Origin of the sequence: Lysinibacillus sp. NPDC097162 (genome assembly GCF_044762185.1) — a bacterium.
Taxonomy (GTDB): Bacteria; Bacillota; Bacilli; order Bacillales_A; family Planococcaceae; genus Lysinibacillus.
The window spans coordinates 387,170-409,474 of record NZ_JBIWDT010000001.1 but is presented as its reverse complement, the minus strand read 5'-3'; the positions used below and the strand labels follow the sequence as shown (position 1 = coordinate 409,474).

The following is a 22,305-nucleotide window of genomic DNA, read 5'->3' as shown; positions in this document are numbered from 1 at the left end:
CCAGCATTTTAGGAAATCGGCTATCAGCTTTTTTAATATGAAAATAATCCACATTATTCTTTGCATACCTTACTGTTGTTAACTCAAAAATAATTAAGAAAGTTCATATCGAGGTGTAATACAGAATTCGCCAGCAGCTGGTAGTGCTACTGTTGCACCCGTTGCAAATACACGAATCGTATCGAATCGTGAAATTGTAAAAGTAAAGGCTCCTCCAATTGGCACTACAGTTTGTCTAACGACAGTACCACCCGTTCCTGCAACAGGGTCAGCTCCCTTTACAAATTGAACAGTAAGAGGGAAGTTACCAGTATTTTTTATAAATCCGGACGCAAAAATAACCTCGTTTGCATTTGTAGCGTAAATGATTTCAGCACCAACTACATCGTCACCTGCAACTGTGAAACTATTACATACTTTATCTTGTACATATTTTTTAGGCTCGCAACAACTAAAGTTACCGACAATATTTCCAGAACTTTGACACATAAATTATATTCAACTCCTTCTAAAGTAATTTAATCGTTCTATATAGTAAATGCTTTGTGTCAAAAAGAATTTAGACTACTGTAACGCTATATTTAAAAGCCCATAATATTTTTAGTTGCCTATCCTTTCCATAAAAATTTAAATGTTTGAAGTTTCTTTTCAAATTAATAACCAAATTCTACTTAATGCTTTATAATCCTTATTAAAGCTAGGAATTTAGCTGATTAATGCTCAAACATCGCCGTGACCACATTAATTTTAAGAACATAGTCTAGATAAAACTATTACTTTGAAGGGAGGAACAAGGAGAATCATGAAAAATGAGAAACCATCCGTTCATTGTGTAAAAGTATCTAAACTATATGATTGGGTTAATAAATCAACGGTTATAAAGTTAAAAGAAATTATTCAGCTAGATCAAAAAAAGTTTGATGATGTGATTTGTTGTAATTTTTCGGTTCCAAGTGGCGAATTGGAACGCACCATTTTATGGACAACGTACGGCATTAACCAAATTGGTGGCTCAATTTGCATTAATTTTAAAAGTGGCCATGGTAATATTTTATCTGTATTTGTTAATGGTGAAAAACAAGCAGAAATTAACGAAGGTAGTTCATTTTCAGCAACCTTTACACATCTCGAATCTATTGAAGTCCAATGTAATGGCGAAAATACGCCAAGCTGCCACGGGGAATTTAAAATAATGTTTCATTATCACCCAAGCGATGATTACAAAATAAATTCAACGAGAGATATTAAGAAAACAATTTGTTATGTATGTGATTGTCATGGGAATCCTATTTCTTGTGATAGTAGTTGCTTAATTACATGCAAAGAATTGACATGTTCAGAAAATAGAGAATACGTTCAAGTTAAGGATGAGCGAGGAGAAACTATTTTACTTCATACAGTTGATTTTTTAGTAGAAGGTTTTATTTGCGTTCAATTTATAAATAATAAAGGTGAAATTTGTTCTAAATATATTTTTCCATTTTCTGAAGTTGAAACTGTCCTTTTATGTGCCCCTCCCGATACAGAAATTAATTCTAGAATAATCGATGTTAATTGCAGAACTCATATTATTCCGTCATCTTCGTTTTATAACAACACAAATTGCATAGAGTTGGTTATAATGCTTTCGATTTGTCAAAGCATCTATTCCTATAATAAGGTCATCATTGAACTTATGGCCACTCTTTGTCAACCACGTAAAATTACTGATTTGCATTCAGAAGTTCAGGAAAATGTTCCACTACAATCTTTAATTTCCCCACCAATTATATAGGTAAAAGTTCTCCCAAAGGATTTCGAAGATATTTTCCGAAAACCTTTGGTTATTTGATGCTAATAACATATTTTCATAAAGTACTTTCCTCTAATTCCTCTTTGCTTCTAGTTTTGTGTTTGTGCGCATTCATCACGTCATACCTTTAATAGTTTTATCGAAATACATTATGTATGCTAACGTAAAAAACTTTATACGGACGAGATTATCTTTGAAATAGAAAATCCCTCTTGTTCAAACTAGTTGAGAAGAAGGATGAGTAATTGCTTAACAAATATTACGTTTTAAGAGGACTAATCCAATAGCTACGAAAGCCACAATGGAACATACAATAAACATAAAGGCATACGATGAATACTGTACGACCACTCCCATTGCCAAACTCCCAAATGAAAATCCTAAATCATAAGTTGCAAGATAAACCCCTAGTAAAATATGTTTTTTCTTTTCTGGAATGGCAAACGATATGTAGGTCACAATTGTAGGATATAACATGGCAGATGCTAAACCATTAAACATAGCAGAGAGATAAATGAAGTAGCCAAGCTGTTCCCCGAAAGCTAGCATTGTTGTTCCAATGGTGGATGACAAAAGTACAAGTATAATGAAATTGGGATGCCAATGTCCGTCAGAGGGGATTCGTTTTCGCAAAATAAAACGACTTCCTACTACAACAAGCGCTTGGATAAATAAATATATTGCTAGATTCCCAAGATTGAACTTTAACATATATAGAGGTAAAAACGTCGATATTGCACCAATTATTGTAGAACCTAATATCATTGTAATAGCTGCAATAACGAGTCCTTTACTACTTGTCGTTTTTTTGACTGCACCAAGCAATTCTCGAAATGAGAAAGCAAGAACTGTCTTTTGATCTTGTGGTAAAGGAGCACGAATAAATAAAAGTAACGGCAAAATTGCCAATACGATAATACAACCAATTAAGTATTTTGCATCTAATTGTTGCCAAAGTATTATAGCCAATAAAGGACCATAGAGAGAAGGCATAACTGTTGAAAGAGTATACATTGACATGCCTTGTCCACGATCTTTATTTCTTAGCAAGTCACTTATGCCTAGTTGCATCGACATTGAAAAAAAGGCGAGTACGATTCCCTGCAACACTCGCACAACGTAAAGGCTATGAATACCAAATAATATATAAAGCGTAAGTGTGACAGCATGCCCTATTAAAAGCCATTTCATCATTTTTTTCACACTATACTTCGCAATCATCTGGCCTGCCCACGGTCTTAAGATCATACATACAAACATAGTGATGCCCATTATAAAGCCTATTTCACCTTCAGAAATACCACTTTTCTCAGCTTGCAGTGGGAAAATAATTGTTAAAATTGAAGACGCTGTGAAAAATAACATAGACAATAAGTAGAGTTGAAGCATTGCTAAAGAAAGTGGTGTAAAAGTACTTTCCATTAAACTACTATTTTTACCTGTCATGATGTTACGCCTACCTTTTACTTTATAACCTCACATTACATTCTCTATCATTCGAATGAGAATCATTTTCATTTAACGATATAGTAGTCTATTCTCTTTTTTTCGTCAATAACTTTTAATAATTTTTCAGAAGAGAAAAATACACCTAACCCAAGGTCTTTAGAGGAAAATATTTTCTTTAGTTTCCTCCAGGATTTCTTTCTTATTTACTATTTTATAAGAAAAACAAAACAGATTTGCCTCGTTTCTTTTCAATTTACAAACAAAGATATATGTATATAAAATAGATAAAAAAGTAGTTATGGGGGTGGAGTAATGCATAAAAGCAATAGTTCATTCATTGTAGCGTCTACAAATATTATCATTATATCTTTAGCCCAAATTCTTTATTGGACATTCCTAGAAGACTCAATAAATATGATGATTTATCAATTTTTACTTTTCCCATTTACCTTAGTGTTGATTAATATAATTTTTTGGTTTAGCAAATTTAAACTACAGTTTTATCAACACGCACTTTTTGCCTACGCTGCGTTCTTTAGTTCGATTATTATGACGTTTATTGCAGTTCTATCAACTCCTGCTCAAGAATTGCCACCAGGCGAAATTGTATTATTTGCAGATGTGTTATTTGTTGTCATTACAATAACAATACAGATGATTATCTTGTTGTTATTAAATTCCATAATTTATGTGATTTATAGACTCTATCATTCTCGAAATAAAATTTTTAATTAAGGTTGATAATATGTCAATAATGTCCCTTTAGTATTAAAAGCATTAATACATAAAAAAAGCACCAAATGAAGCATGATATGCTCCCAGGTGTAGGCAAATAAAATTTTGAGAGCATATCAATTGTGATAGTGAGGTGCTTTCAAATTAGCTCCTCTTTACTTCCAAAAGGTATTTACTTTGTATTACATAGCAGTTGTATTTTTAATGGAGGACATCAGTATTATTTGTAATTACAATGTTTTCTTTACTAATATTTGCTTCCTCCGAATCTTGTTTGAAAACATTGATGATCCCATCTACTACGTTTTGAATAATTTGGTCATCAAATGTTGACTCCGTGCGTAGCACAACTGAACATGTTATTTCTTGATTCTTTGTATCGCCTATATTTGATTCAGAGGTTGCCGAAACTAGCACATCTTCACCTTTTAAACCTGTTTGTTCTGCTATGAGTGATTGTATATCTGCTTTTTTTTCGTCAAACCACTTCATTGTTTCTTCATCGACTTTTTCCATAATTGATACCTTCATTTCACCATTTGGCAATATCTCAGTCAATTCACTTGTAACCTCGGGTTTCGGTTTTGGTTGTCCAATAAGATAGTACGATACAGCAAAAGTCACAGGAAGCATAGAAAATAGTATTGTTTTTTTAGATTTGCTATTCATCGATATCACACCTTTTTAATTTACTTGATATGAATAGTTAACTACTAAAGTTCCACCGACAAGGCTTCCTAATGAAACATCATTGAAATTTATAGTTTTATCCGCTAGAAGAACACGTTTATATGAGATATATCCTCCCGTACTTACAATAATATTATTGTTATTTCTTATGTAGGTGTTATTATTTCCTACGCTATAGCCAGAAGGAGGTGTACCAATTATAGAAACATTATTTACCGTTATTCTATATACATCTTTTCCAGGAGCAATTGGACTACCGGTAGTATAATTCACAGTATATATAGTTACATCTCCAGAGCCTACTATGTTCGTAAGTCTTAAACTATAATTATAATTTGTATTTGCTTTAATAGAATCTCTACTACTACCAATTGCTCTTGTTCTTAAAACCTCTTGATTAGAAATTTCAGCATTTACAATAACCCCTTCTCCAACTGGAATATCATAAACTAATGAAGGTTGATTATTAAAATCTTGATTTGCATGTTCATTTAAGTAGTCAAATACAATTCCTATTCTTCTATCAATTTCTTCTTGATCAATATCAATATCATTTTCATTCCCATAATTGACTTCCGAGGAAATTGATTCTGCTAAAGCTTTATTTTCTCCTATACCTATTGAAACTAATAATAAAAGTAATACAAACATGAATTTTTTCATAAATTTTTCACTCCTATATTTTTACTTTAAGGATGTTTACGTTATTTCTTTACTTTTTATAGATTCTAGTAGAGAAATAGTATCACTAGGCAAATTTGTATTTTTCTAATGTACTCCGCTACACATCATTTGTGTAAAAGCGATAGAAGACAAACAACTAAAAAAATTCATTTACTTAAGTTTAACTACTATTAAATTTCAAATGAATCATCATACCTATTCAAACTCCTTTCAATTTTTTTAATAATTTATCAGAAATTTTTTGTTTTTTCAATTAATAATAGAGGGAAATTATTAAATTTTTTTCACTTTGATAAACTTAAGTTAAGTGCAACTCAGGAGCTGCATATACAATCGAAGATGATAATAACCGATTTTTCGATATTCTAATACAAACTAAAGATCTTACTTATACTACTGATTCAAACATGTAGTCCTCCACCTCCTCAAGATAAAATAGCAATACACACCACACCAACTCCTGGTCTATCAACATATAAAATCCATGTCATTATTACTCGGGGTATGCTATGGTAAATTATCGAAACAATTATATTAAAGGTGGATAATTATGTTAGAAGTAAGTGAAAGTAAGTTAGCACAATATGTTGTACATTATGTAAGCGAAACCCTTGTTTTAGGAGAGGAAGGATTTTCTCAACCTGAGGTCATGCTAGAAGCAGCGTTTACACAATTAGCATTTAACAAACTAGACTTTGAGCAGCAATATGAATTTTTTCATGAATCAAATATTGGATTAAATGAAGTGTATACGTACGTGAAAGCCATTTTTGATGAGGAAGCTAGTTTCCTTGAACAGTCCAAACATATTGCCACGCACTTACATAGTGCATCTGGTCATCCAAATATTAAAAGCGGCGAGTTATTTATTGGACTATTTGACAATTGTTTTATGTCGACAGAAGTAAAGAAAGTTATTGCCATTGTCAAAATTGAAGAAAAAGAAATGTTTTTAGATGTAAAAAATGAACAAAATAAAGTGACTGTCAATGGCATCGACGGCATTAATGTAAAGAAAATCAATAATATGGCCGTCATTGTAGATATGGGGGCAGACGAAGCGCCAGTTGTCTTTATGAAAACGAAAAAGAAAGAAGATGTCGTTTACTGGCAAGAACGTTTTTTGAAAGTTAAAGTAGCTGATGAACATTATCATAAAACAAACTTAGCATTAACTGAATGTAAAAAATATATTTTAAAAGAAGAGAGTTTTACCAATCCCGAAAAGTTAGGCCTTTTAAACAAAACGCTCGATTATTTCCGTAGTGAAGAAGAATTTCAAGTAAACGACTATATTGAAACTGTATTTGAATCAGCAGATTCAACGCAAAAAGATATTATTGTGAATTCAGTCAAGCCCTACGAAACTGTAATTTCCGAAAGTGCCATTGCAAAAGCTGAGAAAAGCTATAAACGTAAAATCAAACTGGATTCCGCGATTGAAATTCAAGTGAACGTCCGTGATATTGAGCAAATGGATGAGCTAATTGAAGTTGGCTTTGATGAGGAAACAAATCGCAAATTTTATAAAATCTATTTTAATGAAGAAGTATAATCCGAAATAAGAGTCTGAGACAAAAGAGAAAAAGTGTAAGATTGACTGCAATCAATCCTACACTTTTTGTATTGCTGTTGATTTCCGCTACAGCGGGTCTACTGGCGATTCACTGGCTTTTAGTGGCGATTTCTCCTGCCTTACCGGCGATTCACCAGCTTCTATCGGCGGTTTCTCCTGCTTTACCGGCGGTTCATGAACTTCTATCGGCGGGTTTCTCCTGCTTTACCGGCGTTTCATGAACTTCTATCGGCGGGTTTCTCCTGCCTTACCGGCGTTTCTTGAACTTCTATCGGCGGTTTCTCCTGCTTTACCGGCGTTTCATGAACTTCTATCGGCGGTTTCTCCTGCCTTACCGGCGATTCACGGACTTCTATCGGCGATTTCCCCTGCTTTACCGGCGTTTCATGAACTTCTATCGACGGTTTCTCCTGCTTTATCGGCGATTTACTTATCGCTGCCAGCTCTTTTGCATCTTCCGTATATACACAATTTGACCGATATGGTAGGCATTATGCGTTGTCACATTCCCCAATACTTGCCACCAATTTGCATTAAAATACCCTTTTACTTCGCTTTCAAGCTGTTGTTCTGATAATAATTCTTGCCAATATAAAAGGACTGTTAATAGCTGTTGCTGAAGTTCAACGAATGTTTTATTTTCTGAAATGGTAAATGTACTGTCATTACTCCCTACCGCCTGAACTGCATGTATACTATTTTCTTTATATCTCGTTTGCCACGTTTCATTCCAATAAAGTAAATGCTGTACAATTTCAGCAATACTATTACTTTCCTCACTTACCTTCCAAGAAGCTTCTTCCTCTGTCAGATTTTTAACAGCCTCTGTCAAAGGGACGTACCAGCTTGGATCGTTTGCATTCGCTAACAACTGATCGGATAAAACATCTTTTAGGTGAAACATTTACCCAACTCCTTCTTTTCCTTAATGTTAATCATTCGCTTTGAGATGGGAATCCCCTCTTTCTTAAGATGAACCTAAGTCAAAAAGATGCTCAAAAAGGATTTCCTCCCTTTTGAACATCTGTAATTTATTTTAATGGAATCTTCAATTCAATATTTTGACCAATAGGATTGAAGAAATAGTCTATTAATATTTTCGCTTTACCATCGTAATTTTTAAAGGTCTCCGTTGCGTATAGGTACTCATCATCATCTGAGTATGAGCCTCCTGCAAATTCTAACACCGTGCCATCTGCTTTTAGAGCACTCTCAAAGAACATATGGCGCTCGCGATTATCCCATTTCTTTGCTGCAGTTTTTAGGCTTTGTTGCTCTACAGATATATCCCAATCTAAATAATCTGGTTTTGAAATTATTTTCTGTGTAGCAAAATCAACTTCGATAAAATCCTCACCCTTTGGCACTGCTTGTACAGCACCAATTATAAGCTTCAATGACTCTGGATCATCGAAATAATTACTTTGCAAATATACCGTGAATTTTCCATTGGAATTATTTCTGTATATTGATGAGCGATTTCTATCTGTTTCTCTACGCTCACCACTTTCCGTCACGACTGCAATATCTTCCAGTGCTATTATTTGCATTGTATTTTCCTCGTCAACTTCAATATCGAGTGCCAATTTTAGTGGACTACGGCGAATTTGTTTAATCGTAAGTTTCTGACCTTGGACATCTACAGTACGATTCGCATTAAAAACTTTTTCCTGTGCGATTTCGTTTTGTAGTGAAAACGGTATTGTTATTTCAATGTTCCCTTTATCTTTATCATTAAAATGAAAAACAGCTTTAAAATCCTTTGAAGTATAGGCGATTGGCTCTGAAAAACTATATTCAACTGAAGAAGAGATCTTTGTTTGGTTACTTGCATTCTGCGTAAAGGAACAACCACATTCAATTTCATCATCTCCTTGGAACAATTGGACTTTCTCCAAAAATAATTCAAATGGAGCATCAGCGTCATAGTAAAGAACAAGACCCGAATGATCTGCAATTACGCCTTGCAATGTAAGCGATAGGTCATTTTTTGTCTGGGTCTCATTGATTTCTTCATAGTAATTATTATCCACTATATCCTTTATCCCTTTATCTCTTGCAACCGCAGATACAATCGCTTGAAAGCCAGGTATTTTTGCAATTTGACTTGCAATTGTTGGCGATACGCGAATTGAAAATAAAAGACTTAGACAACACAAAAATACGATTGCAACCGAAACGATGCGCTTCTTTTTTCTTTTTTCTCTCTTCACTTTACGAAATGTATCCATTCGGATTTGATGAAGTTTATCTTTTGGAACGTCAATCGGTAGTTTACTCATAGCCAGTCCTCCTTTTCTCTTGCGAAGGTTCTAAGTTTTTTTAGAATGTGATGAAGCTTAGACTTTACAGTACCCTCAGGAATATGATTGAGTTCGGCAATTTCTTTATTTTTTAGTTGCTGAAAATATTTCATATAGACGAGTTGCTGCTCTGATAAGGTTAATTGCTCTAACAATTTCTCAATATCTGAGTAAATGGCCCATTCAAATAAGTGATATTCTTCAATTTGAACGGTTTGTTGGCGTTTACGTAAATGATCTTTACAACAATTGATTAAGACACGCACGAGCCATGTTCTGGCATATTCGTGCTGTTGAACGGTATGCATTTTTTTAAGTGCCTTATAAACTAGCTCCTGCATTACGTCTAAAGCGTCTTGCTCATTTTTCATATATGTAAAAGCCATGCGATATAAAATATCTTCATCCATTTCAATAAGAGAAAGTATCGCTTGATGATCCCCACATATAGCACGCTGTGTGATTTCAAATTCCATCCTTTTCGCCTCCTTCCTTCATTAGACTGTAAAATACTTCACTTCGTTCAAATATTTTAAAATATTTATTATGTAAGAAGACATAAACTATTTGGTAAATAAAAAAATCCATTTCAAAAAGTCTTTAAAATGGATTCCTCTATAACTTAGCTATATTTTAATTTCCTAATATCCTCAATTAGTATTTCTACATCTTCCTTTTTAGTTGCCCAGCTAGTACAAAATCTTACAACACTTTGCGTAGCATCGAACTGTTCCCAAAAGGAAAATGAATAGTTCTTACCTAATTTAGTTAACACATCATTCGGTAAAATAGGAAACTGTTGATTTGTTTTCGAATCATATCTTAATGAATAACCTTCTTCAACAAATGCCTCTCGGATCATCATCGCCAGTTCCACAGCATGATTAGAAATCTCATAGTATAAGCCATCTTCAAACAATGTTTCAAACTGGATTCCTAACAGTCTCCCCTTAGCGAGCATTCCTCCATTTTGTTTGATAAAATAGCGAAAATCCTTTTTAAGACTATCATTTACGATGACAACTGCTTCCCCAAACATTGCACCTACTTTCGTTCCACCGATATAGAATACATCGCAAAGTTGAGCAATATCTTCTAAGGATAAATCGCTATCTTTGGACACAAGACCATATCCTAATCGAGCTCCATCCATAACCAATGGCAAACTACATTGTCGGCAAACTTTGCTTAACTCCTCTAATTCGGATTTACTGTAAGTCGTCCCATTCTCGCTAGGATGAGATATGTAAACTAAGCCTGGCTGAACCATATGTTCATGCGTGACATCATTCCAATGCGCATCATATAATTCTTTTACTTGTTGTGCTGTAATTTTGCCATCATCACTCGGTAAAGTAAGTACTTTATGACCTGTGGCTTCAATTGCGCCTGTTTCATGTACAGCAATATGACCTGTAATAGCAGCAACTGCACCTTGATGTGGACGCAAAATGGACGCGATAATTGTCGTATTCGTTTGAGTTCCTCCAACTAAGAAGTGCACATCTGCCTTGTCTGCACCACACGCTTTTCGAATGTAAGATCTGGCTTTATCACAATGTTCATCCATTCCATAACCAGGTGTCTGCTCTTCATTCGTTTCGATTAGTCGGTTCAGAATTTGCTTATGAGCACCTTCTGCATAATCACTTTCAAAACGTATCATTTTATATTTCCTCCAACATATTTAATTTCTTTAGAATCATTAACATAGAGGCATGTATTTCGTTAATCTCCATTGGTGACAAACCTTGCAGTAATTTCACGATTTGTTCATCAGATTTCTCATTGAGTTGATCAAATAAAGCAAGCCCTTTAGGTGTCAATCGAATCAATTTTGTTCTGTTATCCAGTATCGATGATTCTTTACTAATTAGTCCATCATTACTAAGCTTAGTAATGATTCTGCTCATGTAACTGCGATCAATATTTAGATTTTCAACTAAATTGTTTGAAATACACTGTTCCAACAAACCAATCTCAACAATTACTCGTGCCTCTGTAAAAGAATAACCTGTATCCAAAACATGTTTATCTAATAACCCAAGTAAATTCGTATAAAACCGATTGAATTGCCGTATATCAGCGATAATATTTTCATTTACGTTCATATTCGCATTCCTTTATTTGTGGACTATGTCAACAAATATTAATGAATTTAGTGGACTATGTCAACATTTTTTGAAGTAATAAGGTATCATTTGTTCAATAAAAAAAGAGCTGCTTATGCAACTCAATGATTTGCGTTTATAAAGTAGACTAGGTGATCAGTCCATTTGTCGTTCTCGTAGATGAAACCTTTCCTTGTACATTCATAGACCATTCCAACACTTTCTGCCAATTTTATAGACGGTATATTATCAATATTTATGTGAGCTTCTATTCGATGATAATTTAATTTTTCAAACGCTAAATCAATCGCTGCTTTTACAGCCTCTTTACCATAACCTTGTCTCCAAAATTGGTTATGGATTGTATAACCGAATCTAGCCCATTGAAATTCTCTCCTCATAATTGTCGAAAAGTCTATAAAGCCAATATGAGTATTATCGACTTTTCTAAACACACCAAATATATATACTTTGTCATCAACAGCCAGTTGAAAATGTTCTGTAACTAAATCATGAAACCATTCTTTCGTACAAATACTCATATCTATTTTACCTTCATCGTATTTATGCTGAGAAGGTAAACGATTTTAATATTGGGAAAGCCAAGTAGAATAATCTTCCTCTTCTATTAATCGAATAACTAATCTTTCTGTTTCGGTTTTTATCTTATTCAATCAAACACCTCACTCCTTATTTATAAAATTCTCCACTTTCCATAAATACCCTTCCTCCCAAACCTTCACCTGTTGTCGCCAAAAAATGGACCTCACGATAGTGAAGTCCATTAATATACTATTTAAAAACCGAATTTCATATAATAGTTATTTCTACGTTACTCCTTCTTTCGGCCAATTCTAGAAATAAGATCCACTGCCCCTAACAACGATGGTATTAAAATCGGCAACATTATAAAGCTTAGTAAGAAAAGACCGAGTATAACAGTCATGGCTACTTCTATTAGCGTAATGACCCCTGAAGGAATCAATGCCGCAAACGTACCGCCTAGAATAATAGCTGCTGAAATCACAACACCACCGATATGCCGTGCTGCATTGACAATCGCTTCTGTAGAATGACCTCCCGACTCTTTATAACGCATCATTAAGAAGATACTGTAGTCAACGCCTAACGCTACAATCATGATGAAACTAAAGAACGGTACATTCCATCCTAGCTCACTTACATTTAATAATTGGCCACTTATTAACTCACTCATTCCAAGTGAAGTAAAATATGCTAATACTAATGATGCTATAATAAAAATTGGTTTCAAAACTGAACGAGTAATGATGATTAGAATAATCCCAATCCCAATTAGCATAATAGTTGCTGTTCGGGTGAAATCCCCACTCGCAATCTCTTCAAGATCTACATTTTGAGATGTTTTTCCTCCGATTGCTACCTTCACATTACTTAGCTCACCGTTTTTGATAAAAGCCTGCACTTCGTTGTCTACTCGCTTAATAATTGTCATTGCTTCTTTTGAATATGGATTAACGTCTAATATGATACTGATTTTAGCAATTTTTCGATTATCAGACATATACATATTCAACGATTTTTGAAACTCATCACTTTCTAAAACTTCTTGCGGAATATAGAATTTCTCAGAAGCATTTGATTCACTAAGACCCGATAAATAATCTCGGGCATCGGTTAAACCTGTGCTAATTTCATTTAAGCCTTCCGTACTTTCTGTTAATCCCGACTGTAAAGATTGCATTTTATCTGCTAAATCAGTTAGTCCTGTAAGTAGTTGTTCTTGCCCCTCATTAATAGTCGTCAAACCTGACTCAAGGGCAGGTGTTTGACTTCCAATTTGTCTGGAACCGTCAGCAGCTGATTGCAATCCTTGCTTTAAGCTCGATGAACCTTCATATAGTTGATTCACACCAGTTTGTAATTGTGAGAAACCAGTGCTTACTTTGGCGAGTGAAGCATTTGCTTCTCCAAATGATTTCATTACCTCATTATGCTGTGCTCTCAATGCTTGTAGTTCCTCTGATAATTGTCCTAGCTGCCACTTTCCAGCTGAAGCAATCTCAAGTGTCGTTTGTACATTCACATCATTAGACAACTCTGGTTTTGATTGTACTAAAGCGTTCATTAACGCTTCAATTTGTTCATAGCCATTTTGTGCATTTTCAATGGTTTGACTAATATTTGAAAAATAGGTATTATATGAGGTTAAACCCTTTTCGATTTCCGTATAACCATTCAATACTTGTGACATCGACACCGATAAAATATTCATATTTTCTTTTACAGATGCTAAACCATTTTCTAAATCTTGAGCACCACTTGCGCCAGCACCTACACCGTTCGATAATTGATTTACGGCATTCCCTAAACTAGAAACACCTTTTTTCACTTCATTTGTTCCATTAATTAATTTTTGGATATTTTGTACACTACTTGTGTCTGTTTGGTTGAAATGTTGCTCGGCTGAGGCCAACCCAGTATTTATTTTATCAACACCGTCATTCGCATCGCCTAGACCATTATTTAATGCTTTTGTTTGCTCTGAAATATATAAGTCATCTATTTTTTCTCCTGTTGGACGAGTTACAGTCATTACTTCAGATACACCGTCGACCCGTGATATTTGTTCAGCCAGTTCATCTAATGCTTGTAATGATTTTGCATTATCCAATGCATCCTCGGACTGAATAACAAGGCTAGCTGGTGAAGAAAATCCAGAAGGATAGTGCGCTTCAATAACATTGATTCCTTGCTTAGAAGCAAAACTATCATCTACTTCCAACAAATCATTGTAATTTAGCGCATTACTATAATTAATGACAAATGGAACACACAGAATAGCTATAAAGACTAGAACTAGTAAAGGTCTTAAAACAGACGTCTTAGCTAAATATCCCCAGATTTTACTATCACTATGTCCATTAAACGTTTTAACCGGCCAAAACATCTTCTTCCCTAGTAATGCCATAAAAAATGGATTTAAGGTCATTAAAACTAGTACAAGTACAGCTACCCCTATCGCTACAGCTGAACTTGCTTGGTATAAACTAAATTCCGCTAAAAGAAGGGTCATAAAACCTATAAACACTGCAAGTGCACTATACAGGACAGTTTTTCCAGCAGTTTTATATGTTACTCGAACTGCTGTCCAAGTATCTTCTTGCTTCACCAGCTCTTCTTTGAATCGTGTGAATAGTAATATATTATAATCCGTTCCGATACCGAATAAGATTACGACTAAAAACACTTGCGTGAAATTAGAGAAAGGGTAATTAAACTGATTTACTAAGTGCGCAATGATTCCTAGCGATACTAAATAAGAGACTCCTACAGATATAAGGGAGATGAGCGGCACTATTGGAGATCGGAATACAAGAATGAGCACAGCAATAATAAAAATAATCGCGATTACTTCTGTTTTCTTAATGCCTTCTTGCGTTGATTGCACAAAATCTTCCATTACAAGACTGTTTCCCGTCAAATATGTGTCTACTTTCTTATTATCTACAATTTTATAAAGTTCCTTTGTTACCTCAGATATTTCCCTATCAATTTTCTCTACTGAAAGCTGTGCTAAGATAGTAGTTTTATCTTGAGAAATGAGTTGATTAGCTGTTTGTTCATTATCTAAATGCGTTACAATATCATTAATACCAAGCTGTAATCGTTTATTTTTTAATTCATCAATTATATTTCCTACATCTTCTTTTTGTTCCTCTGTAAATGCTTTATCATTACCACTATTAAAGACAACGATAATTTGATAACTTTCTCCATTACCTTCATCCATTTGATTAAGCATATCCTCCGCTAGATTACTTTGGGCACTTTCAGGAATCGTAATTTGTCCTTTTTCTCTTACCAATTGATCTAAATTCGGCATCGTCGCAACAATAATAACTGTAACTGCTATCCATATAACGAACGAAGCTAATCGCCAATTCACTACTTTCTTCATGATTATCTCTCTCACTTTCAGTTCACTAAATAAAGGTTTATTTTGTTTTTTTTAAGTCATCACAAAATCGTACAAGTGTATACTTTTGATTATAGATACAGTATACTTAGCCTCATAAATGGGAGCAATGTTCAATTTTCGCCTATATGTACAACTTTGAACATTTCCTTATAATAATGTTCAACTTTTAAAAAAATTTTAGGAGAGAAAATAAATGAGTGGGAAAGCAGAATACAAAAGCGCTATTCGATCAAGAAAAATGATTAGGCACGCATTTATTGAATTAGTGTTGGAAAAGGATTTTGAAAAGATAACTGTTAAAAATATTGTAGAAAAAGCTGAAATAAGTAGAGGGACATTTTATGCCCATTACGCGGATATCTTAGCTGTCATCGAAGAAATTGAAAATGAAATCATGGGGAAAATGTTGGAGTATCTCAATGATTTTAGAGCCATCGAATTAATTCAAAATCCTATGCCATTTTTACTTAAAATGAACGACTTTTTACAGCAAGATATTGAATTTTATCGAAAGTTAGTTTTTGTACAACAGGCACCTTGCTTTGTAGTGAAACTAAAAGACGTTCTTGTAGAGAAAATAATGAGTTATAAAGAAACAATTCAATCCGAACAAGAACGTCAAGAATTTATGTTACGTGTTCATTTTTTAGTAGGTGGGCAAATGTCGGTGTATCAGGACTGGTTAGCAGGAAAAATCGTCTGTTCTTTAAAAGAGCTAACAGAGTCTGTTAGCGAAATTATGATTCAGGGCTTTCAAACTTATACTTTGAAATAAAATGCTATACATATCAGGAAAGAAGCTGTGAGTGCAGCTTCTTTTAAGTTGTATTAGCAACTTGAGATTTATTTGGATTAAGTCCATTAAAGTCGTCGAATTTCCAATTTATGTTTATCTTTTGTAGTGGTAAGTCTCATTGGGTCATTTTTTCAAAGCGTTGCTAAAATTTCCTTTGCAATTTCATCAAGTTCTTCTGCAAGTTCATTTTCTGTAGGGTTTTGGGCTACCCTTATTAAGTACCCTTTAAACTTACCTCTTGACTCTAATGGCAATTCAATAACTAAAAAGTGAAGAATAAACCACTTCCAGTTATCATCATCTGAAGATAAAACAGCATGCACATGGGGGACAATTTCCTTAGGAAACGTTAATAGAATCTCCAATACGCCTGGTGCAACTGGCCAGTTCATATCCTGCGTAAATACGAGTAGCTCAGGCAATAAAGACACTAGTATATTGCTATCCAGTTTTTTAATTTCTTCAACCTTATCGATATCATGTTTATTTCTTGGGAGGAAAACTTCAAACTCTTCCAAATTCAGCACTCCTTCGGTTCTTGTACATAGCAATTATTATTGTACTCGGCTGCTCCGTTAACTGGGCGCTATAAACGCAGTTAATTAATCAACCATTTCCCAAAATTGAGATGCCGATTTGGAAACTTGTTGGCCCTTTAATTTAACTAATACAGGCTCTAGATGAAAATCAAATTGTTTCAATTCAAAAAGCGTTGTATGTTCTAAAAATGGTGATGTGTAATCCATTCTTGGAATAACGGATAATCCTAATCCTCTACTAACAAGTGCCTCAACCATCCTCAAATCTTTACACTCAATAATGATATTTGGCTTAACCTGATGTTCATCAAACACTTTGAAGAGGTCTTCATGAAAGGAGAGGCCTTCCATTGATCCTAGCATTATGAATGGAAACTGGGCAATCTGTTCAATCGTCACATGCTGTGCTGAAAAAGATGTTGCCCAACTTTTAGGGATAATCACAGCGGTTGGATGTTCTTTTAATTTTTTCATCTCATACTGTTCGTTATTGCCCAAGCGTAAAAGTAAGGCAACATCAATCTCTCTTTGCTCGAGTCTTTTTAATAATTCTTCTGAATTCCCTGTTACTATATTCATCTTAACATTCGGATAGTGTGTTCTAAACATACTGACATAGTCAATAAGCATGTTCGAACATGAAGATGATACACCAATGCTTACTGTTCCTCCTATACCTTGTTCAATTTCTTGAATTCTCTGCTTTACATCTTGCATTTGCATTAACATTTGATTGGCATATTGATATAGTATTTCACCTGTTTCTGTCAGCTCCCATTTTTGACGATACCGATGAATTAATGTTGTGCCTAAATCATTTTCAAGCTTTTTTAACAACTGACTAAGCGGGGGTTGCGATATGTAGCACTTCTGCTGCTTTCGAAATACTTCCTTGTTTCACAATTTCTTTGAAGTAATATAGTTGTCGAAAATCCATTTCATCTCTCCGTTATATGTTTTTTAATATGATTAGTTTATCATATATATATTTTTCATATCTTGAATTTGGCATTATAATTCTATATATAGTGCTTATATTAAATAGGAAGTGAGAGATATGATGAATCATCAGATTAAAACCTTGAAGCGTATCATTTTGTACGTGCTCGGGTTATTTTTTATGTCGATTGGTATTAGCCTGTCTATTCAAGCAGGATTTGGCGTATCGCCTGTATCATCTTTAGCATATGCAAGTACACTAACGACTGGTTTATCGGTTGGTGTGACAATGGCACTTGCAAATGTTTTGTACATTATTATTCAAGTAATAATAAGCAAACGAATGGCGTTAACTGAATTTGCAGGTCAATTCATAATTTCGTTTTTATTTGGGTTCTTAATGGATGCAGCGCTCTCTGTTGTACAACTTTTCCCTACACCTGAAACAATCTTTACTCGAATTGTATTTTTAATTATTAGCTTATTTGTTATAGCAGTCGGGTTAATGGGTTATACAACTGTCAAACTTCCATTAATGCCGTACGATGCGTTAACTTACGCAATTAGTGAAAAATTTAAAATAAAATTTGGTAGAGCAAAAATTTCTATCGATTTAATAAATATTTGTGTGGCTGGTGGAATCTGTGTAATTTTCATTCATTCATTAGGCTCAATTGGAATCGGTACACTTATTGCCGCCTATTTTATCGGTAAAATTTTAGGTTGGATACTACCAAAATATCAACTACCTCTTCAACAGTGGATATTTAAAGCAGAGAGGACTTCCCATGGATTTATACAGGAAAAGGAGAATGTGTAATTGTAGATGTACATTTAGTAAATAGGCATATTTTATTTCAATGCCAAGCCATTATGTAGCACAAAATCTACATTATAGAGGTTGAAAGGATGGATGCGGGAGGAAGGTCGATAAACTATGATGCCTTGAGCCCTTGTAATGTTCAGGCACCTATAGTTTGCATCTTCACCATTTGTTTCTTATTAATTTTGAACGGTTTGATTTGCGACTATATCTTTGGTCGTATCACTCTTTTTTGTATAGTATGAAAACAAAAAACATCCCCCTATTGCTATGAAACTCCCTATTCCTTGTATCCAGCTCATTTTTTCACCTAATAGTAGAAAAGCTAAAATGGCAGTAAATATTGGATTAAAATTTAGGAAAACGCCTGATGTTGTTGAACCTATATTGTAAACACACATATTCCAAAATAGCATACATACGACTGTTGCTAATACGCCTGTGTAAAGAATTCCACCAATGAAAGAAGTATCTATATGGGAAACAGTAAATCTAGGTATGCTTATTGGTAAAAGCATTATTAGTCCAAAAATAGCTGAGTATAAAGTAGACATTAAAGCCGAAGTTTTGGCCATAGCCCACTTACTACAAATTGTATAAATTCCCCATATACATACTGCAGCAAGCATCCACAAATCTCCTGTATTAAACTTCAATGATAACAAGTAGTCTATTTTCCCTTTTGATAGTACAAGAATGACACCACAAAAGGAAACACTCATTGCAACAATTTGTAGCATATTCAATTTCTCTTTCAAAAATATAGCGGAACAAGCAGCGATGGAAATCATATTTAAAGTAGATATTAAGCCAACATTTGTTGCAGTTGTCTGCTCTAATGCTAAAAACTGTAGAAGGTTAAATAGAACAACACCTGTTAACCCCATTAAAACTAAAGGAAGTATTGCATTTTTTGGAGGCAAAATCTTTTTTTCTTTCCACCATACAATAGGCACAAGACAAATGACGGCGATCATCCATCTCAAAGTCGTCAGGGTGATAGGTGAAGCATGTTCAACAAGCGTTTTACTAACAACAAAACTTCCTGCCCAAAATAAACAAGTTGAAAGCAACAAGACATAATACTTCTTCACCTTTTATTCCCCCTTCTTCCAAACAGATTTATTCTTCTACAGGTTCTTTAGGACCTTGCAACTCTAATTGATAAAAATCTAAATCTAGCCAACTATTAAATTTAAAACCTGCTTTTTTAATAGTACCTGAATAGACAAAGCCAAAGTTTTTATGCATATCAATGCTTTTCTCATTTTGAGCATCAATTCCAGCAATTAATGTCATGTATTCTCTTTCCGTTGCAATAGCTATTAATTCTTTAAGCAATGCCGTTCCAATTCCATTTTTTCTATAGTTTTTATCTACATAAATAGAATGCTCAATCGAATATTTATAAGCTGGCCACGCTCTAAAAGGACCAAATGTCGCAAAGCCTACCACTTTTTTATCTAGCTCATATACGAGTATGGGATTTCCCTCCTGCATCTTTTGGTCATACCAACTTTGTCGATTTTCCAGAGTTTGGGGTTTATATGTGTATACAGCAGTCGTATGGAGAATTGCATCATTATAAATGTTTAAAATGTCCATTAAGTCCTTTGGCGTTGCTTCTCTTATCATGTTTTTTCTCCCTTTCTTTTTCGCTTTATTTGTAATCCTCCTTTTATATTAAATCTCTTCATTCATAAGGTAAAATTGAACTTTTTATCCCCTTGCTATAGACTAAAGTTATAGCAAAAAAAAGAAGAGTGGGTGAGGAAATGACATTTCAGCAATTTCGTTATCTTGTAGAGATTGCCAAACATAATTCAATTAGTAAAGCCGCTTCAGCACTTTTCGTAACACAACCTAGTATTAGTAAATCAGTGCGTGATTTGGAAGCTGAGCTAGGGATTACAATTTTAGATCGAACGAACAAAGGGGTAGTGTTTACAAAGGAAGGAACTGAATTATTGTTTTATGCGAAAATGCTACTGGAACAAACGGAGGCTGTTAAACATCATTTTGATAAAGACAAGAAAATGGGCCTAACGAAGTTTTCTATTTCATCACAACATTATGGCTTTGCAATTGAAGCTGTTGCGAATTTAATGGAACATTTTAAAGAACGAAAATATGAGCTGGCAGTTCGTGAAGGTAAATCTACAGACGTTATTGATGACATCTATTCAAGCAGAAGTATTATTGGTATTTTATCTGTAAGCGAATTAAATAAACACTTTTTTGACCGTCATTTCATCTCCAAAGCTTTACTATTTACTCCACTGACTTCATTGAAGCAGCACGTCTTTTTACGCAAAGAACATCCTTTAGCTCATTTTCAAACGATTACATTTGAACAATTACGAGACTATCCTTATTTAAGCTACCAGCAGGATGATATGCTTTTACATTTTGCAGAAGAAACACTCCATGTCAATAATATTGAAAAGCTAGTCTATGTAACAGATCGTGGCACGATGAATAACCTATTGTCTAATACGAATGGATATAACCTTGGAACAGGTTGCATCGTGAATAATTATATGAATCCCAACGTCATCTCGATTCCATTAGAAGAAAGTCATCTAATTCAAGTAGGATATGTGAAGCGAAATGATGTATTTTTGCCAGAAGAGCTTCTAATATATCTCGACTTTGTAAAATTAGCATTGGAAAAATCGATGCCTAAAGAAAATTAAAACGCTCTTTCTTTTACTGAAAGAGCGCTATGATGCGTAGTAAAGCCCCAGTCAAACATTCATTAATCTAAAAAAAGAGCTGCACATGCAACTCAGTTTTTTTATAAGATAGTGCCCAGCTGATTGTATAAAAATATCAGTAGCTTGTTAAAAATACTTTTCCATTCGTTTTTTTAGTCGATTCAACAGCGTCAATCGCCTTGTTAAAATCCGACAAGTCATACTTCGAATCGACCATTTTTAAACGTAATTTTTTTCCTTCTATTAGCTTTATCAAATGATTAAAAGTTTCTTGCCATTTACTTGTTGAGACATTTTTATTCCAATGCCGTAAATGAAATATATTCGCATTCACTTTTGCTTGATTGACAATAGCTGCCCAATTTACTTGTATCCCAGATAAAAGACCAATAGTTAAAAATTGACCATTAGGGTGGACACTGAAAGCTAATTCATTGCCATCTGTACCTCCAATAGAATCGATTGCAGCATCTACACCCATTCCGTTTGTTAATTCCATAACGGTTTCAATTAGAGCACTTTTTGAGGTATCAATTACAGCAGAAGCTCCAAGTTGAAGTAATTCCTCTGTATAGTCATTATTTCTTGTCACTGCAATCAATTGAAAACCCAAAATATTAGCAAATTGCGCAATAACATGTCCAATAGCAGAACCACATGCATTCACTAATAAAACATCATTTGGTTTTAACTTTAAAACTTCCGAACAAACCACCCACGCAGTAACTGGATTGATATACATTTGGGCAGCTGTAAAATCATCAATAGAATCAGGTATAGGAACGACAAATTCTGCCGAAGTCTTTACAACCTCTTGCCATGTACCTTCCCCTCGTAAAGGTAATACTCGTTTACCAATAAGATTTTTCGAAACAAAAGGACCTACATCTTCTACAATCCCAACTCCTTCATAACCAGGTATGTTTGGTAATGAAATACGATGCGCATACGATCCTCTAATTGGAATTAAATCAGAAGGATTAATAGGTCGAACCAACATTCTTACAAGCACTTCATTATCTTTAGGTGGTTCAATCGTTTTATATTCAATTGTTAACACTTCTTTAGGACAGCCAAATTCGTTGAATTCAATATACTTTGCATCCATATTATTAAGGCTCCTTACATTTTGAAAAAGTTTGAGTACAATAGATTCTTTTACGACCAGTCTATTTTAGCAAGTTAAGCTT

General features: G+C 34.2%; 21 protein-coding genes and 2 pseudogenes. 6 read left to right on the top strand and 17 right to left on the bottom strand.

Annotation, left to right across the window (positions count from 1 at the left end):
• Positions 1-93 precede the first annotated feature (93 nt).
• Positions 94-489 (bottom strand): DUF3992 domain-containing protein, encoded by a 396-nt coding sequence (locus ACIQXW_RS01895; RefSeq protein WP_401019026.1) that lies wholly within the window; start codon positions 487-489, stop codon positions 94-96.
• Positions 490-802: 313 nt separating this feature from the next.
• On the opposite strand from ACIQXW_RS01895, the gene ACIQXW_RS01890 reads away from it, so the two are divergent.
• Complete coding sequence (locus ACIQXW_RS01890; protein WP_402759576.1) at positions 803-1,774, top strand: BMQ_0737 family morphogenetic spore coat protein; 972 nt, start codon at positions 803-805, stop codon at positions 1,772-1,774.
• 267 nt (positions 1,775-2,041) lie between these two features.
• On the opposite strand, the gene cntE is transcribed toward ACIQXW_RS01890, so the two are convergent.
• Positions 2,042-3,238: a staphylopine family metallophore export MFS transporter CntE gene (cntE, locus tag ACIQXW_RS01885; protein WP_402759574.1), complete on the bottom strand. Its 1,197-nt coding sequence runs from the start codon at positions 3,236-3,238 to the stop codon at positions 2,042-2,044.
• Positions 3,239-3,553: 315 nt separating this feature from the next.
• On the opposite strand from cntE, the gene ACIQXW_RS01880 reads away from it, so the two are divergent.
• The gene (locus ACIQXW_RS01880) at positions 3,554-3,976 is read left to right on the top strand and encodes a hypothetical protein (protein WP_402759572.1); all 423 of its coding nucleotides are present in this window, start codon (positions 3,554-3,556) and stop codon (positions 3,974-3,976) included.
• A gap of 201 nt (positions 3,977-4,177) precedes the next feature.
• On the opposite strand, the gene ACIQXW_RS01875 is transcribed toward ACIQXW_RS01880, so the two are convergent.
• Both ACIQXW_RS01875 and ACIQXW_RS01870 read right to left on the bottom strand, forming a co-directional pair.
• Positions 4,178-4,645 carry a hypothetical protein gene (locus ACIQXW_RS01875; RefSeq protein ID WP_401019034.1) on the bottom strand — a complete coding sequence of 156 codons (468 nt, stop codon included), beginning with the start codon at positions 4,643-4,645 and terminating at the stop codon, positions 4,178-4,180.
• 15 nt (positions 4,646-4,660) lie between these two features.
• Positions 4,661-5,329 (bottom strand): hypothetical protein, encoded by a 669-nt coding sequence (locus tag ACIQXW_RS01870; protein WP_401019035.1) that lies wholly within the window; start codon positions 5,327-5,329, stop codon positions 4,661-4,663.
• A gap of 571 nt (positions 5,330-5,900) precedes the next feature.
• On the opposite strand from ACIQXW_RS01870, the gene ACIQXW_RS01865 reads away from it, so the two are divergent.
• Positions 5,901-6,905, top strand: coding sequence for a nucleoid-associated protein (locus ACIQXW_RS01865; protein ID WP_402759570.1), 1,005 nt, complete (start codon positions 5,901-5,903; stop codon positions 6,903-6,905).
• 451 nt (positions 6,906-7,356) lie between these two features.
• On the opposite strand, the gene ACIQXW_RS01860 is transcribed toward ACIQXW_RS01865, so the two are convergent.
• The 7 genes and pseudogenes from ACIQXW_RS01860 to ACIQXW_RS01830 all read right to left on the bottom strand — a co-directional run bounded on the left by ACIQXW_RS01860 (position 7,357) and on the right by ACIQXW_RS01830 (position 15,280).
• Positions 7,357-7,830 carry a DinB family protein gene (locus tag ACIQXW_RS01860; RefSeq protein WP_402759568.1) on the bottom strand — a complete coding sequence of 158 codons (474 nt, stop codon included), beginning with the start codon at positions 7,828-7,830 and terminating at the stop codon, positions 7,357-7,359.
• A 127-nt stretch (positions 7,831-7,957) separates the two neighbouring features.
• Positions 7,958-9,208: a DUF4179 domain-containing protein gene (locus ACIQXW_RS01855; RefSeq protein ID WP_402759566.1), complete on the bottom strand. Its 1,251-nt coding sequence runs from the start codon at positions 9,206-9,208 to the stop codon at positions 7,958-7,960.
• Entirely contained in the window at positions 9,205-9,705 is a 501-nt protein-coding gene (locus tag ACIQXW_RS01850) for a sigma-70 family RNA polymerase sigma factor (protein WP_402759564.1), read from the bottom strand. Before ACIQXW_RS01850 ends, ACIQXW_RS01855 begins: the two co-directional genes overlap by 4 nt.
• Positions 9,706-9,851: 146 nt before the next feature.
• Complete coding sequence (locus ACIQXW_RS01845; RefSeq protein WP_402759562.1) at positions 9,852-10,895, bottom strand: threonine aldolase family protein; 1,044 nt, start codon at positions 10,893-10,895, stop codon at positions 9,852-9,854.
• A gap of 1 nt (position 10,896) precedes the next feature.
• The gene (locus ACIQXW_RS01840; protein ID WP_402759560.1) at positions 10,897-11,340 is read right to left on the bottom strand and encodes a MarR family winged helix-turn-helix transcriptional regulator; all 444 of its coding nucleotides are present in this window, start codon (positions 11,338-11,340) and stop codon (positions 10,897-10,899) included.
• Positions 11,341-11,462: 122 nt separating this feature from the next.
• Positions 11,463-12,014 (bottom strand): annotated as a pseudogene (locus ACIQXW_RS01835) (GNAT family N-acetyltransferase).
• A gap of 158 nt (positions 12,015-12,172) precedes the next feature.
• The gene (locus tag ACIQXW_RS01830; RefSeq protein WP_402759558.1) at positions 12,173-15,280 is read right to left on the bottom strand and encodes an MMPL family transporter; all 3,108 of its coding nucleotides are present in this window, start codon (positions 15,278-15,280) and stop codon (positions 12,173-12,175) included.
• Positions 15,281-15,494: 214 nt separating this feature from the next.
• On the opposite strand from ACIQXW_RS01830, the gene ACIQXW_RS01825 reads away from it, so the two are divergent.
• A complete protein-coding gene (locus ACIQXW_RS01825) occupies positions 15,495-16,076 on the top strand; it encodes a TetR/AcrR family transcriptional regulator (RefSeq protein WP_401019049.1) in 582 nt (193 codons plus the stop codon).
• 152 nt (positions 16,077-16,228) lie between these two features.
• Here the strand turns inward: ACIQXW_RS01825 and ACIQXW_RS01820 are convergent, their stop codons facing one another.
• The 3 genes and pseudogenes from ACIQXW_RS01820 to ACIQXW_RS01810 all read right to left on the bottom strand — a co-directional run.
• Positions 16,229-16,624 (bottom strand): DUF5071 domain-containing protein, encoded by a 396-nt coding sequence (locus ACIQXW_RS01820; RefSeq protein ID WP_402759556.1) that lies wholly within the window; start codon positions 16,622-16,624, stop codon positions 16,229-16,231.
• A 75-nt stretch (positions 16,625-16,699) separates the two neighbouring features.
• Positions 16,700-17,266, bottom strand: coding sequence for a LysR family transcriptional regulator substrate-binding protein (locus ACIQXW_RS01815; RefSeq protein ID WP_402762417.1), 567 nt, complete (start codon positions 17,264-17,266; stop codon positions 16,700-16,702).
• Positions 17,267-17,449: 183 nt separating this feature from the next.
• Positions 17,450-17,507, bottom strand: a pseudogene (locus ACIQXW_RS01810) (hypothetical protein); the annotation flags it as partial.
• 189 nt (positions 17,508-17,696) lie between these two features.
• On the opposite strand from ACIQXW_RS01810, the gene ACIQXW_RS01805 reads away from it, so the two are divergent.
• Entirely contained in the window at positions 17,697-18,395 is a 699-nt protein-coding gene (locus tag ACIQXW_RS01805) for a YczE/YyaS/YitT family protein (RefSeq protein WP_402762414.1), read from the top strand.
• Positions 18,396-18,577: 182 nt separating this feature from the next.
• On the opposite strand, the gene ACIQXW_RS01800 is transcribed toward ACIQXW_RS01805, so the two are convergent.
• Together ACIQXW_RS01800 and ACIQXW_RS01795 are read right to left on the bottom strand one after the other, a co-directional pair.
• Positions 18,578-19,492 (bottom strand): DMT family transporter, encoded by a 915-nt coding sequence (locus ACIQXW_RS01800; protein ID WP_402759554.1) that lies wholly within the window; start codon positions 19,490-19,492, stop codon positions 18,578-18,580.
• 28 nt (positions 19,493-19,520) lie between these two features.
• The gene (locus ACIQXW_RS01795; RefSeq protein WP_402759552.1) at positions 19,521-20,033 is read right to left on the bottom strand and encodes a GNAT family N-acetyltransferase; all 513 of its coding nucleotides are present in this window, start codon (positions 20,031-20,033) and stop codon (positions 19,521-19,523) included.
• Positions 20,034-20,173: 140 nt separating this feature from the next.
• Here ACIQXW_RS01795 and ACIQXW_RS01790 point away from each other — a divergent pair, with 140 nt between their 5' ends.
• Complete coding sequence (locus ACIQXW_RS01790; protein ID WP_340825644.1) at positions 20,174-21,094, top strand: LysR family transcriptional regulator; 921 nt, start codon at positions 20,174-20,176, stop codon at positions 21,092-21,094.
• A 136-nt stretch (positions 21,095-21,230) separates the two neighbouring features.
• Here the strand turns inward: ACIQXW_RS01790 and ACIQXW_RS01785 are convergent, their stop codons facing one another.
• A complete protein-coding gene (locus ACIQXW_RS01785) occupies positions 21,231-22,223 on the bottom strand; it encodes a zinc-dependent alcohol dehydrogenase family protein (RefSeq protein ID WP_402759550.1) in 993 nt (330 codons plus the stop codon).
• Positions 22,224-22,305 lie beyond the last annotated feature (82 nt).